Source organism: Peribacillus sp. Hz7 (genome assembly GCF_042136355.1).
In the GTDB taxonomy this organism is placed as follows: domain Bacteria; phylum Bacillota; class Bacilli; order Bacillales; family DSM-1321; genus Peribacillus; species Peribacillus asahii_A.
This window is the reverse complement of record NZ_JBHHJV010000001.1, coordinates 462,966-477,318: the sequence shown is the minus strand read 5'-3', so window position 1 is coordinate 477,318 and position 14,353 is coordinate 462,966. Positions and strand designations below refer to the sequence as shown.

Annotated in this window: 17 protein-coding genes; all 17 read right to left on the bottom strand. The window is 38.9% G+C overall.

Going from position 1 to position 14,353, the window contains the following annotated elements; translation table 11 throughout:
• Positions 1-3 precede the first annotated feature (3 nt).
• The 17 genes from ACE199_RS02295 to flgD all read right to left on the bottom strand — a co-directional run bounded on the left by ACE199_RS02295 (position 4) and on the right by flgD (position 14,344).
• A complete protein-coding gene (locus ACE199_RS02295; RefSeq protein WP_375348409.1) occupies positions 4-1,110 on the bottom strand; it encodes a protein-glutamate methylesterase/protein-glutamine glutaminase in 1,107 nt (368 codons plus the stop codon).
• A 9-nt stretch (positions 1,111-1,119) separates the two neighbouring features.
• The gene (locus tag ACE199_RS02290) at positions 1,120-1,989 is read right to left on the bottom strand and encodes a MinD/ParA family protein (RefSeq protein WP_375348408.1); all 870 of its coding nucleotides are present in this window, start codon (positions 1,987-1,989) and stop codon (positions 1,120-1,122) included.
• Entirely contained in the window at positions 1,970-3,148 is a 1,179-nt protein-coding gene (flhF, locus tag ACE199_RS02285; RefSeq protein ID WP_375348407.1) for a flagellar biosynthesis GTPase FlhF, read from the bottom strand. The genes ACE199_RS02290 and flhF overlap by 20 nt, the downstream gene beginning before the upstream one ends.
• Positions 3,145-5,181 carry a flagellar biosynthesis protein FlhA gene (flhA, locus tag ACE199_RS02280; protein WP_375348406.1) on the bottom strand — a complete coding sequence of 679 codons (2,037 nt, stop codon included), beginning with the start codon at positions 5,179-5,181 and terminating at the stop codon, positions 3,145-3,147. The genes flhF and flhA overlap by 4 nt, the downstream gene beginning before the upstream one ends.
• A gap of 32 nt (positions 5,182-5,213) precedes the next feature.
• Complete coding sequence (flhB, locus tag ACE199_RS02275; protein WP_375348405.1) at positions 5,214-6,296, bottom strand: flagellar biosynthesis protein FlhB; 1,083 nt, start codon at positions 6,294-6,296, stop codon at positions 5,214-5,216.
• Between the two features lies 1 nt (position 6,297).
• Positions 6,298-7,074, bottom strand: coding sequence for a flagellar biosynthetic protein FliR (gene fliR, locus ACE199_RS02270; protein WP_375348404.1), 777 nt, complete (start codon positions 7,072-7,074; stop codon positions 6,298-6,300).
• Between the two features lie 3 nt (positions 7,075-7,077).
• The gene (fliQ, locus tag ACE199_RS02265; RefSeq protein ID WP_375348403.1) at positions 7,078-7,347 is read right to left on the bottom strand and encodes a flagellar biosynthesis protein FliQ; all 270 of its coding nucleotides are present in this window, start codon (positions 7,345-7,347) and stop codon (positions 7,078-7,080) included.
• A gap of 14 nt (positions 7,348-7,361) precedes the next feature.
• Positions 7,362-8,027: a flagellar type III secretion system pore protein FliP gene (gene fliP, locus ACE199_RS02260; RefSeq protein WP_127759796.1), complete on the bottom strand. Its 666-nt coding sequence runs from the start codon at positions 8,025-8,027 to the stop codon at positions 7,362-7,364.
• Positions 8,024-8,683 (bottom strand): flagellar biosynthetic protein FliO, encoded by a 660-nt coding sequence (gene fliO, locus ACE199_RS02255; protein ID WP_375348402.1) that lies wholly within the window; start codon positions 8,681-8,683, stop codon positions 8,024-8,026. Before fliO ends, fliP begins: the two co-directional genes overlap by 4 nt.
• Positions 8,684-8,706: 23 nt before the next feature.
• Positions 8,707-9,069, bottom strand: coding sequence for a response regulator (locus ACE199_RS02250; RefSeq protein ID WP_119116553.1), 363 nt, complete (start codon positions 9,067-9,069; stop codon positions 8,707-8,709).
• Between the two features lie 20 nt (positions 9,070-9,089).
• Positions 9,090-10,316 (bottom strand): flagellar motor switch phosphatase FliY, encoded by a 1,227-nt coding sequence (gene fliY, locus ACE199_RS02245; RefSeq protein ID WP_375348401.1) that lies wholly within the window; start codon positions 10,314-10,316, stop codon positions 9,090-9,092.
• On the bottom strand, positions 10,306-11,304 hold the full coding sequence (gene fliM, locus ACE199_RS02240) for a flagellar motor switch protein FliM (protein ID WP_375348400.1): 999 nt from the start codon (positions 11,302-11,304) through the stop codon (positions 10,306-10,308). The genes fliY and fliM overlap by 11 nt, the downstream gene beginning before the upstream one ends.
• A gap of 50 nt (positions 11,305-11,354) precedes the next feature.
• Positions 11,355-11,783, bottom strand: a complete 429-nt coding sequence (gene fliL / locus ACE199_RS02235) for a flagellar basal body-associated protein FliL (protein WP_375348399.1) — start codon at positions 11,781-11,783, stop codon at positions 11,355-11,357.
• Positions 11,773-12,036, bottom strand: a complete 264-nt coding sequence (locus ACE199_RS02230; protein ID WP_375348398.1) for a flagellar FlbD family protein — start codon at positions 12,034-12,036, stop codon at positions 11,773-11,775. Before ACE199_RS02230 ends, fliL begins: the two co-directional genes overlap by 11 nt.
• A 12-nt stretch (positions 12,037-12,048) precedes the next feature.
• Entirely contained in the window at positions 12,049-13,302 is a 1,254-nt protein-coding gene (gene flgF, locus ACE199_RS02225) for a flagellar basal-body rod protein FlgF (protein WP_375348397.1), read from the bottom strand.
• Positions 13,303-13,377: 75 nt separating this feature from the next.
• Complete coding sequence (locus ACE199_RS02220; RefSeq protein ID WP_375348396.1) at positions 13,378-13,527, bottom strand: hypothetical protein; 150 nt, start codon at positions 13,525-13,527, stop codon at positions 13,378-13,380.
• Positions 13,528-13,708: 181 nt separating this feature from the next.
• Positions 13,709-14,344: a flagellar hook assembly protein FlgD gene (flgD, locus tag ACE199_RS02215; protein WP_375348395.1), complete on the bottom strand. Its 636-nt coding sequence runs from the start codon at positions 14,342-14,344 to the stop codon at positions 13,709-13,711.
• Positions 14,345-14,353 lie beyond the last annotated feature (9 nt).

Below are 14,353 nucleotides of genomic sequence, written 5' to 3'. Positions count from 1 at the left end.
CTCCTAAGACTCGCAATACTTTACAATTGTTTTGGCGATATTCTCTACATTTTCTACAGTATCTATTAAATGAGTGGCTATAGCTGCCTTTGGCATGCCAAATACAATAGATGTTTCTTGGGACTCTGCAATAGCTTTCACTTGCCCTTTTCTCTTCAATTCAATTAAACCATTTGCCCCATCGCTTCCCATACCGGTCATAATGACAGTTGTTTTCGTAAAATCTATTAGCTCATTCGCCACTGACTCAAACATAACATCTACAGAAGGACGATGACCGTTACGAGGTTCAGATTGTTCCAATACAATCGCTAAACCTGTACCAATCTTTCGCACTTTCAGATGGAACCCACCTGGAGCAATATACGCGGTTCCTTTTTGAATCAACTCACCATCTTCCGCTTCTTTCACATAGATATGACAAAGTGAATCTAAACGTTCTGCTAAAGATTTCGTAAACCCCGGCGGCATATGCTGAACAACTAAAATCGGTGCATTAATGGACTGTGGAAGATTAGTCAATACGGTTTGTAACGCTCTCGGTCCTCCAGTAGAAGTACCAATTAAAACAATTTTTTTACTTCTATAGCCCCTATCTCTTATAGCATTACTCGAAACGATAGATACTTCTGATTCTATTTTACTATATTTCTTACATCCAGATAGATTTCTTTCTATTTCTCCTGCATTTTTTTGTAATTTGTGAACATTTGCCCAGCTCGCAGCAACTACTTTATCTATGATTTCCTGCTTCACCTTATATAAATCTAGTGAAATTGCCCCTGACGGCTTAGCGATAAAATCAAACGCCCCATTTTGCATCGCCATGAGTGTATTTTCCGCTCCCTCTTTCGTTGTACTCGACAACATGACAACAGGCGTCGGACAATCCTTCATAATTTTCTCTAAAGCTTCTAGGCCATTCATAATAGGCATTTCTACATCCAACGTTACAACATCAGGTCGTAACAATTGAATTTTACTAATAGCATCCTGTCCATTTCTTGCACTTCCGACTACTTCGAGCCTGCTATCTTCCGTTAGAAACTCCGCAATTAACTTCCGCATGAACGCTGAATCATCTACAACCAAAACCTTTATTTTTTTCATATCAGCCGCCTACCTTCCAAGAAAATATCGCTTCATATTTTGAAGAAAGTTACTTTTGGGCAACGTCCACTCTTCGTGAAAAGAATGATTGTTATATCTGAGGACAAGATTCATTAAAGCTTTTGAAACGTCTGATCCTGAATCGTACTCAATAAAAGGGACTTGCCTTGATACAGCATTCGATACCGTCCGATTCTCTGGGAGACATCCTAACACAATTGCTTCTTTTCGCAAAAACTTTCGCAGTGCATTTTGAATACGCGTAATCGTCTCCTGTCCCTCTTTTATCGTCAATACGCGATTGCAAACGAGCAGAAATGGCAGTTCTGGGTTAACAGAATGTAAATACTTCATAACGGAGTATGCATCCATAACCGCTGTCGGCTCTGGTGTACAAATGACGATTAACTCATCTACACATAAGAGAAACTTAACTGAGTCCTCCGTAATTCCAGCACCCATATCAAACAAAATGTAATCATACTGATTCAATAATTCATTAAATTCTTCCATAAACCTTGAAAAATTTACTTCACTAAGTGAAAATAAATTCGTTAAGCCTGTACCGCCTGTAATAATTGAGATTTGTTCCGGTCCCGCTGTCATAATATCGACTAGTGAAAGGCCTCGATCAAAAAAATCAACAATGCTGTATGTCGAATGTCTGCCAATTAAAATATCAATATTCCCCATACCAATGTCCATATCAAACAGAAGAACTCTTTTTCCTTTTTTCGCTAAAGCGATGGCGAAATTTAACGAAAAATTCGACTTCCCTACTCCGCCTTTTCCACTAATGACTGCGAGCGTCTTCGCCATAGATTTCTTTTGATAGTCCTCTAATTGCTGACGTAAATTTTCAGCTTGATCTTTCATCATCTTTAACTCCAAATAGTAAGTTCAATATATTAACAGAGGTGGCCTTCATCAAATCATCCGGTACATTTTGCCCATTTGTAATATACGCAGGCGCTAATTGATATTGTTGCATCATATTAATCATTGCTCCATATGTCGCTGTTTCATCCGCTTTCGTAAAAATAATATGTTTCAAAGGGATTGTAGAAAATTGACGATAAATATCTTCCATATCTCTTTGCTTAGACGTTAAGCTGAGCACAAGATACGTTTCCATCTCCTCTGTAAAATCAATAATGTCCCCTAAGTCCTTTACATATTGAGCATTTCGAAAATTCCTTCCTGCCGTATCAATAAATACTAAATCATAGTGTGCAAAACGCTCGGCTGCTCGTTTAAAATCGTCTAAATTATAAGCCACCTCTATCGGCACATTTAAAATTTTTGCATAAGTTTTCAATTGATCAATCGCCGCAATTCGGTAGGTGTCCGTCGTAATAAAGGCCACCTTCTTACGCTCTTTTAATACCGTTTGAGCGGCAACTTTAGCAAGCGTTGTCGTCTTGCCTACTCCAGTTGGACCGACAACATTAATATATTTCTTTTGAAAAGCAAGCTCTTCTTTGGAAATCCATTCAATTTGCTCAGCTAAAGCAGATTTTAGCCAATCCTGCACTTCTTCTTGTGTGACCTCATGTTTCACCGTACGCCACTTCGCAACTAAAACATCCATTACTTGCATACGAATGGATGCAGCAATTCCTTGCTTCACTAAAACAGCATGGGCCGGCTCTAACAGCTCTGGATAGTGAATTTCCGCCATTCCTGTAGAACGTAATCCCTCAATCATTCCTTTTAAATCAGCAATTTCTTTTAACAAATCCGAGTTCGGTGTTTCCAGGTCTTTCTTTATAGGTTCACTTGAAACTGGCTTCGGCAATTGTTCAAGTACCGATGCCGGCTTTACTTTCTTAGGTTTTTGCTTGACAACCATCTGATTGGATTCTGCTGTTGAATCGATAGCCGCTACAACTTCAATACGCCGTTTTTTAAACAAGCCTAAAAATCCGCCAATATATATCGGTTTCGAGCTTAAAATAACCGCATCTGTACCTAATTCTTCACGAACAAATTTCATCGCTTCCGTCATCGATTCCGCTGTATACTTCTTTACCTTCACGCTACATCCACCACCCCTACACTTTGTACTTCAACGCTAGCTTCTAACTCATTATAGGAAATAATCGGCACATTCGGGAAATAACGCTCTGTTAATTGGCGCACATACATCCGAACAGCTGGTGAACAAAGTACAATAGGTTGCTGCTCCATTAAAGCCAACTCTTCTAGTTTAGTTGCAAGCATTTCTAAAATAAGTTGAGAGTTATTTGGGTCTAACGATAAATAGTTCCCATGCTCCGTTTGTTGAACAGCATCGGCAATGATTTTCTCTACCTTTCCAGATACAGTAATAACCTGAAGGCGCTGTTCTCCCCCAACTAACGTATTCGTAATCTGTCTTGCTAAGTTTTGACGTACATATTCGGTGAGCAGGTCCGTATCAGACGACATTTTCCCATAATCCGCAAGTGTTTCGAAGATAATAGGTAAATTTCGAATAGATACTTTTTCTTTTAATAATTTGGCTAACACTTTCTGAACCTCACCAATCGCCAGCGGACTTGGTGTCACTTCTTCGACGAGGATTGGTGCCGTTTCACGCAAATGCTCAATTAACTGTTTCGTCTCTTGACGGCCAAGTAACTCATGAGCATTAGCTTTAATAATTTCTGTTAGATGAGTTGATACAACGCTCGGTGGATCAACAACGGTATACCCCATCATTTCCGCATGTTCTTTCATGTCTTCGGCGATCCATTTAGCTGGCAGCCCAAAGGACGGTTCCACCGTATCAATCCCTTCAATCGAATCATCTTCAATACCCGGGCTCATCGCTAAGTAATGATTTAACAGAAGCTCGCCCCTTGCCATCTCATTTCCTTTAATTTTCAAGCGATACTCATTTGGGTTTAATTGAATATTATCGCGAATCCGCACAACAGGAATGACAAGTCCCATTTCAATGGCAAGCTGCCGGCGAATCATCACGACTCGATCTAATAAATCCCCACCTTGATTTGTATCAGCGAGCGGGATTAATCCATATCCAAATTCAAATTCGATTGGATCGACGCTTAATAAATTGACAACGCTCTCTGGACTTTTCATTTCATCGGTTTCTATTTCTTCTTCAAGCTCTTGTAAATCCTCTTTATCTTGTTTCGGCGCTTTTGCCATCATATAAGCTCCAATTGCTAGCGCAGCAGCAATTGGAATCGTAAACAGATTCGAAATAGGCGTAAATAAACCTAAGCAAAACATAGTACCAGCTGTGACATACAACATTTTCGGATATTGAAACAACTGCGATGTGATATCGGTACTTAAATTACCATTAGACGCAGCCCGTGTCACAACAATCCCGGTTGCTGTTGAAATTAATAAAGCCGGAACTTGGCTGACAATTCCGTCCCCAATCGTTAACATCGAAAAATGTGCCGCTGCATCACCAAACGAATACCCTAACTGCAACATCCCAATCATAATCCCGAAGATTAAGTTGATAATGACGATAATAATTCCAGCAATGGCATCCCCTTTAACGAATTTACTCGCACCGTCCATGGAACCATAAAAGTCTGCTTCACTACTAATTTTTTCACGTCTTACACGTGCTTCTCCCTCTGAAATCATTCCAGCATTTAAATCTGCATCAATCGCCATTTGCTTACCTGGCATTGCATCCAATGTAAAGCGAGCAGCTACTTCTGAAACACGCTCCGAACCTTTTGTAATAACGATAAAGTTAATGATGACTAAAATAATAAAGACGACTAAACCGACAAGCACATTTCCACCCACAACGAACGATCCAAATGTTTCTACAACCCCACCTGCATCACCATGCGTTAAAATTGCACGAGTTGTAGAAACATTCAGTCCTAATCGAAACAACGTCAATAATAAAAGTAGAGTCGGAAAAACAGAAAACTCTAGCGGTTCTTTAATATTCATCGTAATGAGAAGAACCGACAACGCAAGAGAAATATTTATTAATAATAAGATACTTAACAACCATGTTGGTAAAGGAATAATTAACATGACTACAATCATGATAACCGATATAAGAACAACTAAATCTCGCGCTTTCATTTTCTTCTCTCCTAACTAGCTACTTTGAGGCACTATATCTTCCCCTTCGTTTTATAAACGAAGGCAAGTATTTCTGCTATTGCTTTAAAAAACTCTTCGGGTATCGCTTGTCCGACTTCTGTTTGATCATATAAGGCTCGCGCTAACGGGCGATTTTCAACCATTATGACATCATTTTCTTTTGCAATATATTTAATCTTCTGAGCGACAAAATCAACACCTTTTGCTACAACAAGAGGAGCATCTGATTTTTGTTCATCATATTTTAAAGCAATCGCAAAATGTGTTGGATTTGTAATAACCACATCAGCATTTGGTACTTCTTGCATCATACGCTGCATCGCCATTTGCCGTTGCTTTTGCTTAATTTTAGACTTGATGAGCGGGTCCCCTTCAGAATTTTTATGTTCATCTTTAATATCCTGCTTGGACATTCTAATGTTTTTTTCAAAGTCATATTTCTGATATAAATAATCAAGGATTGCAATACAAAACAATGCAACCGCGGCGTATAGTCCCATTTTAATCGTAATATCTGCTAACAAAACAAGCGCATCGCTAACGGGAATATGCGAAAGCACCATTACTTCATCCATACGGTTCCATAACACAAAAAAAGCGATAAAGCCGACAATCGAAATTTTCAAGATAGATTTTAATAACTCCACCATGGCTCGCATAGAGACGATTCGTTTAAATCCTTTAATCGGATCTAATTTTTCTAGTTTAAATTGAATCGTTTCTGTTGAGAACATAAACCCAACTTGCATGATATTCGCGAGCATCCCGGCAATCATAGCGGTAACAAAAACAGGCGCAAGGGTCAAGACCATCATCTTCAATATTTCGTACACCATCACCTGAATATTTTCTTCTGTCACGCTTTCTAACATCATATTTTGCAGAAACTCTCGCATAAGGCCGAAAATCTGTTCATACATGAATGGTCCCGTAATAACAAGCACTCCAAACACCGCGAGTAAATTTATGGCGGTATTCATATCTTGACTTTTAGCTACTTGCCCTTTTTTTCTAGAATCCTGCCTTTTTTTCGGTGTTGCTTTTTCTGTTTTTTCCCCTGCGAAAAATTGCAAGTCCAACCGAAGTTCATTCATCTTACCTGCCTCCGATCAGTTCCATCAAATTTCGCATGGCAATAAGTATCAGTTCAAATAAATTAGTGACAACATGCATCATCGCTCCAATGACAACAAAAAGTACGATAAAACCCGCCACAATTTTGACTGGAATTCCAACAACAAATACATTAAGCTGTGGAACTGTACGCGCCAAAATTCCAAGTGCCACATCCACTAAAAAAACACTTCCTACAACAGGAATCGACATTTGCAAAGCAATCACAAAGGATTGGCTAAACGCCTTTGCTAAATATTCAATAATGGATTCATTTCCAAATGGTACATATACTTGATCAATCGGAATAAATTGATAGCTGTAAAAAATACCGTCAAGCAACAAATGATGACCATTTGTACTTAATAAAAACAATAAAGCAATGGTATATAAATATTGTCCCATTAGCGGACTTTGTGCTCCTGTTTGCGGGTCAATAACATTTGCCATCGCAAACCCCATTTGAAAGTCAATAAATCCCCCAGCAATTTGAATCGCTGACATCATCATATACGCGACAAAGCCAATAAACAGACCGACGAGCACTTCCTTCAAAATCAAAAAGTAATAAGTCAAATCTATCTCCAATACAGGAGCTTCAATCGTGTAATACATAATCCAAGCAAGGAAAAAACCAAATCCGATTCGATGCATCATCGGAAGCGATCGATGCGAGAAGATTGGCAGGACAACAAAAAAGGTAGTTACACGAACAAAGATTAATAAAAAGGCGGGAAAGTAGGGTAGAATTTCTGACATACCCTAACCTACAAAACGATTCAAGTTTCCAAGTATTTCCGCGGTATATGAAATTAAATGGCTAATCATCCACGGTGCTAAAAAAACAATGCCAATAAGAACGGCAACAATCTTTGGAACAAAGGCAAGTGTTTGTTCTTGAATTTGCGTCGTCGCCTGAAAAATACTAATCGCTAAACCAACGCCTAGCGCAATTAATAACAATGGCCCCGATACAATCAAGATCGTATAAATTCCTCGTTCCGCTACATCAATAATAAAATCTGCACTCAACGTTCTTCACCTGCTTAAAAACTTTGTAATAAAGATTTCACTACTAAGTACCATCCATCTACTAGCACAAAGAGAAGAATCTTAAATGGTAATGAAATCATGACCGGCGGTAACATCATCATCCCCATCGACATTAAAACACTGGCAATAATCATATCAATTACAAGAAATGGTATAAAAATCATAAATCCAATTTGAAAAGCCGTCTTCATTTCACTAATCGCAAAAGCAGGTACTAGTGCTGTCAATGGAATATCTTGAATAGACTTTGGCGGGTCCATTTGGGCATAATCAAGAAAAAGCGCAAGGTCCTTTTGTCTCGTATGCTCGCTCATAAATTCTTTAAATGGGATTGACGCTTTCTCATACGCTTCCTCTAACGTAATCTTTTCTTCAAATAGAGGGGTAAGTGCTTGTTTATTCACCTCTTGAAATGTCGGAGCCATAATGAAGAAAGACATAAACATGGCAAGACCAATCAACACTTGAGTCGGCGGCATTTGCTGTGTTGCAAGAGACGTTCGTACAAATCCCAGCACAATAATAATTCTTGTAAAACAAGTCATTAAAATTAAAATACTCGGAGCAAGAGATAAAACTGTCAGCATTAAAAGGAGCTTGACAGAAGTAGAGACATTAGCGGGATTACTAGTATTGAAAAACTCCATAAACTCACTCATTTATCGTCTCTTCCTTTCTGATCAAGCTTATCCATTAGCTGCTTTCGACTTTGTTTCATTTCATCTAACTGATTTTTTAATTCACTTGAAAATGACTCTCGGCTCACCGCTGATTTTGTCCATTTCTTTTTTAACTTCATTACAAAATCAGTGGGCTGCATCATTTGTTCATATTTTTGATTATAGGCTTCTAGTAATTGCCGGCGCTCTTCTTCATCTTCAATTTCTGTTAACAGTTGAATATTTTCGCCGACTCCGACAAGGAGCACGCGCTCTCCCACTTTCACAATTTGAACGGAGCGATTATTGCCTAAGTTTGTGCCACCTAGATTTTCGATAAAATTGGCTTGTTGATACGTCTTTGACTTTTTACTAATGAACCGCAGAACAATATAAAGCAAAGCTACAACAAAAAGCATCGCAAATATCATCCGGAAAAAGTCCGAGAAAGAAAGCCCGACACCGCTAGAGGATGCAGCTTTCCCTTCGGTTGTTGAATCATCTTTCACAGCATTTTCCGCTTTGGATGATTCAGGCTGCTCATACATATCCTTCACTGATTGATCAAGGTTTTCTGCATGAACAGGCATTGTTTGAAAAAAACAAACAATGCCAAGGGCGAACAAAACTTGACATATTTTTTTTACAGAAAACAAGTGAATGACACCCTCTTACTTTATTAGCTTAATGCTTTATTAATGGCTTCTAACACGCGATCTGCCTGAAATGGCTTGACGATAAAATCTTTTGCACCCGCTTGAATCGCATCAATAACCATCGCTTGCTGTCCCATTGCCGAACACATAATTACTTTGGCTTGCGGATTAACTTTTTTAATTTCTTTAAGCGCTGTAATACCATCCATTTCCGGCATTGTAATATCCATTGTTACTAAATCAGGCTGTGTGTCTTGAAACAGTTGTACCGCTTGTGCTCCATCAGCTGCTTCCCCAACAATTTCAAATCCATTTTTCACAAGAATATCCTTAATCATCATTCTCATAAATGCTGCATCATCAACAATTAAAATTTTATGTGCCATATCCTGTATACCCCCTGAAATTATCTTAATTTTTGTAGTCGATCGTTTTGACTGACAATGTCTGTCACACGAACACCAAAGTTTTCATCAATAACAACCACTTCACCTTTGGCAATTAGGCGGCTGTTCACAAGAATATCAACCGGTTCCCCGGCTAATTTATCCAGCTCAATAATTGAACCAGATGCTAATTCCAAAATGTCTTTAACCGATTGTTTAGTTCGACCTAATTCAACGGTTACTTGAAGCGGAATATCCATTAACATATTTAAATTTTTTGCTTCTGCCTCTTGAAGCTGATATGGCTGAAAGCTTGTAAAGTTTGCTGGTTGAACATTCACTGGTTGACTTGGCACCGCTGTACCTGCACCAAAATACTGCGGGGAACTCGCCATTTGTACTGGTTGCTGCATTTGATAAGCTGGTTGAGCTTGCTGAACCTGTTGAATTGGTTGTTCATATACTGGCTGCTGCACTGCTGCTGCTTGTTCAGCCGCTTGAGAGACTTGAACTTGCGGCGGCTGGACTTGAGCCGGTGCTGGCAGCTCAGGGTCTAGACCTGTCCCCCCCATCAGTTCATCGACTAGCCCTTTTGCAAAAGGCAGCGGTAAAAGCTGCATAATATTAGAATCAATTAGCTCACCGACACGTAATCGAAACGAAATTTTGACGAGCGGGTCTTCATTAGGAATCGACTTTTCCCCTTCCCCGTTGACCATATCAAGTAAGTCAATGCTTGGCGGTGAAATATCAACTCTCTTACTAAAAATGGTCGACATCGAAGTAGCTGCTGAACCCATCATTTGGTTCATCGCCTCTTGTACAGCACTTAATTGAATTTCTCCAAGATCACTACTTGGGTTTAACCCATTACCACCCAGCATTAAATCTGCAATAATTGCAGCATCACTTTGTTTAATGACTAGAACATTAACCCCAGAAAATCCTTCCGTATACTCCACTTGAATCGTCACATATGGATGTGGAAACTCAGCAGCTAATTTACTTTTTTCAATTAATGTAACAGTCGGTGTTGTAATATCTACCTTTTGATTTAATAAAGTGGATAGAGCGGTTGCTGAACTTCCAAAAGAAATATTTCCAACTTCACCAAGTGCATCCTGTTCCATCGACGATAAATAATCTTCTACGTTAAGGGGAGATCTCACCTCACTTACGTCATCCTCTGTATCACCTCTTAACAGAGCATCAATCTCATCTTGAGAAAGCATCTCATCACTTACCATCTTCGTCTCCCCCCTTCAAAATATCAAGAATCTGAATGGCTAGCTTTTTGCCTACCTTACCTGGTTGTCCGTAGAATTTCGGTACATCCCCGATCTTCACAGTTAAAGGTGCATCAATCGGTTGATTTAACTCAATCACATCGCCAACATCTAGCTGTAGAAAATCATGAATTGTAATGCTCGTTTCTCCTAATTCCGCAGCAATACTCATATCTGAATGCGTAATTCTTTTTTCAAGCATCGCCATTTCTTCTGGACTTCGTTCTTTTTGTGACGCCTGCATCCAATAATGCGCCGATAAATTCGGTATAATTGGCTCTAATACAACATGCGGAATACACATATTAATCATGCCCGTTGTATCCCCTACTTGAATATTTAACGAAATAACAATCACCGTATCATTAGGTGAGACAAGTTGTAAAAACTGAGGATTCACTTCAAAATCTGCCATGATCGGATCAATATCAACGATTGTAGACCATGCCTCCTGCAAATTCTCAAATGCCTTTTCAAATAAACTCGTCATAATTTTCGTTTCAATTTCCGTTAAATTGTCGACCTTATTCACGCTTTCGCCTCGCCCGCCAAGCACGCGATCCATCATCGCATAAGCAATATTCGGGTTGACTTCTAGAATAATACGCCCGTCTAACGGCGGCACTTCATAGACATTTAAAATCGTCATTTTCGGAATCGAGCGAACAAATTCTTCATACGGGAGTTGGTCAACAGACGCCACCGCTATATGAATATACGTTCGAAGCTGTGCTGAAAAGTACGTCGTCAGTAATCTCGCGAAATTTTCATGAATTCGTGTTAAACTTCGAATTTGGTCTTTTGAGAAGCGAAGCGCTCGTTTAAAGTCGTAAACTTTCACTCTTTTCTCAACTTCTTCTTTTTTCAGCTCCTCAGCATCCATTTCTCCTGTAGAAAGTGCTGAAAGCAAAGCATCAATTTCACTTTGTGACAATATTTCACCAGACAATCGCCATCACCTCCAAAACTGCTCACTTGAGCGTTTGCCCAAAAGATTTCTTATTGAAGGATTGAGGAGGTGATATACACCTGTTCAACTTGTCCTTCTTGCATTAATTCATTTAACTCTTTCTTAATGACTTCCTGCAGCTTTTCTTTCCCTGCTTTCCCGGCTAGTTCATTCGTCTTTACTTCTGACAATTCCGTAATAATAATATTCTTCGCTTGGAAATTTCGCTTTTCTAACTCTTCTTTTGCTTTTTTTCCATCGGTTTGAATTGTAAACGAAATTTTAATATAGTCATTGTCAGCAAGATTTGTAGTAATCTCTGGAATTTCAACAGATGCCTCCACAATTTCATCAATGGATGGTTCTCCATTTGCCACACCCGCATCATTCATCTTATTAATCACCACAACCGCCAATACACCTAACAGAGAAATAGCAACAAGCATAATTAACATAATCGTTAATACTTTATTCTTCATAACCTATACCCTCCACGTCGTGACGAAGTCCAAGAACATTCACAGCACGGTAAAATTGAATAATAGCTTGTGTGATTTCTTCTTCCTTCTCGCGTACAACAATCTTCTTCCCCGTCGTAAACGTAATCGTCGTATCTGGCAACGATTCAATTGCTTCTATATATAAGGCGTTTACCGTAAAACTTCTACCATTCAATCGGGTTACTTTAATAATGATGATTGGAGCCAAAGAACCGTAACTCTTAAGCTCCATCCCTCCCTTAACTTATCGTTTTAAATTAACGAGCTCTTGCAGGATTTCATCGGATGTTGTGATAATACGAGTGTTGGATTGGAACGCACGCTGCGCTACGATCATTTCTGTGAATTCTTCTGATAAGTCAACGTTGGACATTTCAAGAGAACCTGAACGAAGCGTTCCACGCCCATTTCCAGCAACACCAATATCTGCTGTACCCGAGTTAATTGACTCCTGAAATGTATTCCCTGCTGCTTTTGTTAACCCAGATGAGTTGCTGAATTTCGCGATGGCTAATTGACCAAGCGTTTTGACTAAACCGTTTGAATACACGCCATTGATTTCCCCAGAAGATCCAAAATTAAAGCTTTCTAATTTCCCTTCAGTATAACCATTAGGCTGAACTAAAGCTGTCGTTGTACCTTTATTTTGAGTTAACTCAGAAAAGTCTAACTTTAATTTTATTGTTAATTTACTTTCATCTACTGCAGTAGTGGATGTATCGTCTTCTCTACCCGTACTAATTTCTGTTAAATCTTTCGTCTTAGTTGCATCTGTTATTTTTCCATTCGTATCAAAAGCTATAGAATGAACTTTATTGGCAGTAACTTTTGGATCATCTGGATTTTGATTTATGAAAATATCCCAATTATTACTAGATGTTTTTTTAAAATAAACAGTTGTTGCATGAGGAATTCCTTTCTCATCAACTACTTTTATTTGTTGAGTAAATACAGAACCATCTACCGAATCTGATGATAAATTTTCTGTAAAATTAATTTCGTTTGTTGCAGTCGCAGGGAGTAGTGCATTTACGTTAACGGCCACATCGCCATATTCATTAGATACATTTCCTTCTTCATCAACTTTATACGCTTGTACTTTCAAACCATCCGAGTTAACAAGTGTTCCGTTATCATCTAAATAGAAGTTTCCAGCACGTGTATAAAACTCAGCGTCACCGCTTTTGACAACAAAGTAGCCGTCTCCTGAAATGGCAACGTCTAGGTCACGATTCGTATTTTGTAAGCTCGACTGCGTATGAATCGTATCAATCGTTGCAATTGTGGAGCCTAGACCGACTTGCTTAGCATTTGTTCCCCCTTTATTAGCTGTCGCTGCACTTGCCCCAGAAATCGTTTGGTTCATCGTGTCGCTAAAGGTAACACGACTTTTTTTGAAACCATATGTATTGACGTTGGCGACGTTATTCCCGATAACATCTAGTTTTGTTTGCATATTTTTCAATCCACTAATACCAGAGTACATTGAACGAAGCATCTTTTCATTTCCCCTTTCGATTATTGACTGCTTCTGTCCATGCGCAGTCGAGGCTCCCTTATAGCAAGGTCCAGCCTATTCATCTAACAAAATCGTATCGTTAATATTCGTGAAAATTTGGGTGCCAGCTTCCTCATGATCCATGATGGTAATAACAGTGTTGTTTTTCGCACTAATGACAAGTGCTGCCTCATCCATTACGACAAGTGCTTCAGTCACACCCATTTTCCTCGCTTCTTGAAATTCTGTTTCAATCTCAATGTTTCGTTAATTCATTCGCAACTGTGCGTGTTTACTAATCGCAAGCTTGCTGTTTGCCGATTCAATGGCTGTTTGAAAATGTTGTTTATCGGAAGAGGTTGTGTTGTAATTGGTCGAAAACCTGATTGTTTCATCACAATCTCCTTTACTTACTCGCAATTTTAATTAATTGATCGCCTGTAAGTTTTGTCCCTTTTTCATCATCAACTTCATAGAGAAGCTTGCCATTACTCATTAACACAGATTGAACAAGTGCCGAAACTTCCTTGCCGTCTTCATCTTTCCAAGTCACTTGCTTACCAATTAATTCACTGCCTGTAACAAGACTATTAGATGAAGAAGCGCTATGTACTTCTGATATATTCCCCGGCTCTAGTTTCTTGCCATCTTCAAGCAGGAAATATACGTTATCTCCTTTATACTGAACAGATTGGATGACTCCCGTTCCTTCTGTAACCGTTGCTTCTTCACTATTTTCACTTTCTTCAAGCGAGTGCCATTTAATTTCCTTACCGACAAATGTACTATAATTAAGCAAGTCATTTTGCTTATTATTTTCAATCAATGTATCAATCTTTGAACCGATATTAATCATTTGTTCCATTGTCGAGAACGTGGCCATTTGCGCAATAAATTCACTGTTATCCATTGGACTACTTGGGTCTTGATTTTGCAGTTGGGTAATAAATAGCTTTAAGAAATCATCTTTTCCGAGATTATCTCCCGCTTTTCTTTCTTTCACATTATTGGATAGTAAAAGTGATGTATCAATTGTTGTCATCATTCTTCA

Coding starts and splice junctions, on each gene's coding strand:
- fliR (WP_375348404.1), bottom strand. CDS start 7,074: ATGTCAGAAATTCTACCCTACTTTCCCGCCTTTTTATTAATCTTTGTT.
- ACE199_RS02290 (WP_375348408.1), bottom strand. CDS start 1,989: ATGATGAAAGATCAAGCTGAAAATTTACGTCAGCAATTAGAGGACTAT.
- fliL (WP_375348399.1), bottom strand. CDS start 11,783: ATGAAGAATAAAGTATTAACGATTATGTTAATTATGCTTGTTGCTATT.
- ACE199_RS02295 (WP_375348409.1), bottom strand. CDS start 1,110: ATGAAAAAAATAAAGGTTTTGGTTGTAGATGATTCAGCGTTCATGCGG.
- ACE199_RS02250 (WP_119116553.1), bottom strand. CDS start 9,069: ATGGCACATAAAATTTTAATTGTTGATGATGCAGCATTTATGAGAATG.
- ACE199_RS02230 (WP_375348398.1), bottom strand. CDS start 12,036: ATGGAGCTTAAGAGTTACGGTTCTTTGGCTCCAATCATCATTATTAAA.
- flgF (WP_375348397.1), bottom strand. CDS start 13,302: ATGCTTCGTTCAATGTACTCTGGTATTAGTGGATTGAAAAATATGCAA.
- flgD (WP_375348395.1), bottom strand. CDS start 14,344: ATGACAACAATTGATACATCACTTTTACTATCCAATAATGTGAAAGAA.
- ACE199_RS02220 (WP_375348396.1), bottom strand. CDS start 13,527: ATGGGTGTGACTGAAGCACTTGTCGTAATGGATGAGGCAGCACTTGTC.
- flhB (WP_375348405.1), bottom strand. CDS start 6,296: ATGAATGAACTTCGGTTGGACTTGCAATTTTTCGCAGGGGAAAAAACA.
- flhA (WP_375348406.1), bottom strand. CDS start 5,181: ATGAAAGCGCGAGATTTAGTTGTTCTTATATCGGTTATCATGATTGTA.
- fliY (WP_375348401.1), bottom strand. CDS start 10,316: ATGGTAAGTGATGAGATGCTTTCTCAAGATGAGATTGATGCTCTGTTA.
- fliP (WP_127759796.1), bottom strand. CDS start 8,027: ATGAGTGAGTTTATGGAGTTTTTCAATACTAGTAATCCCGCTAATGTC.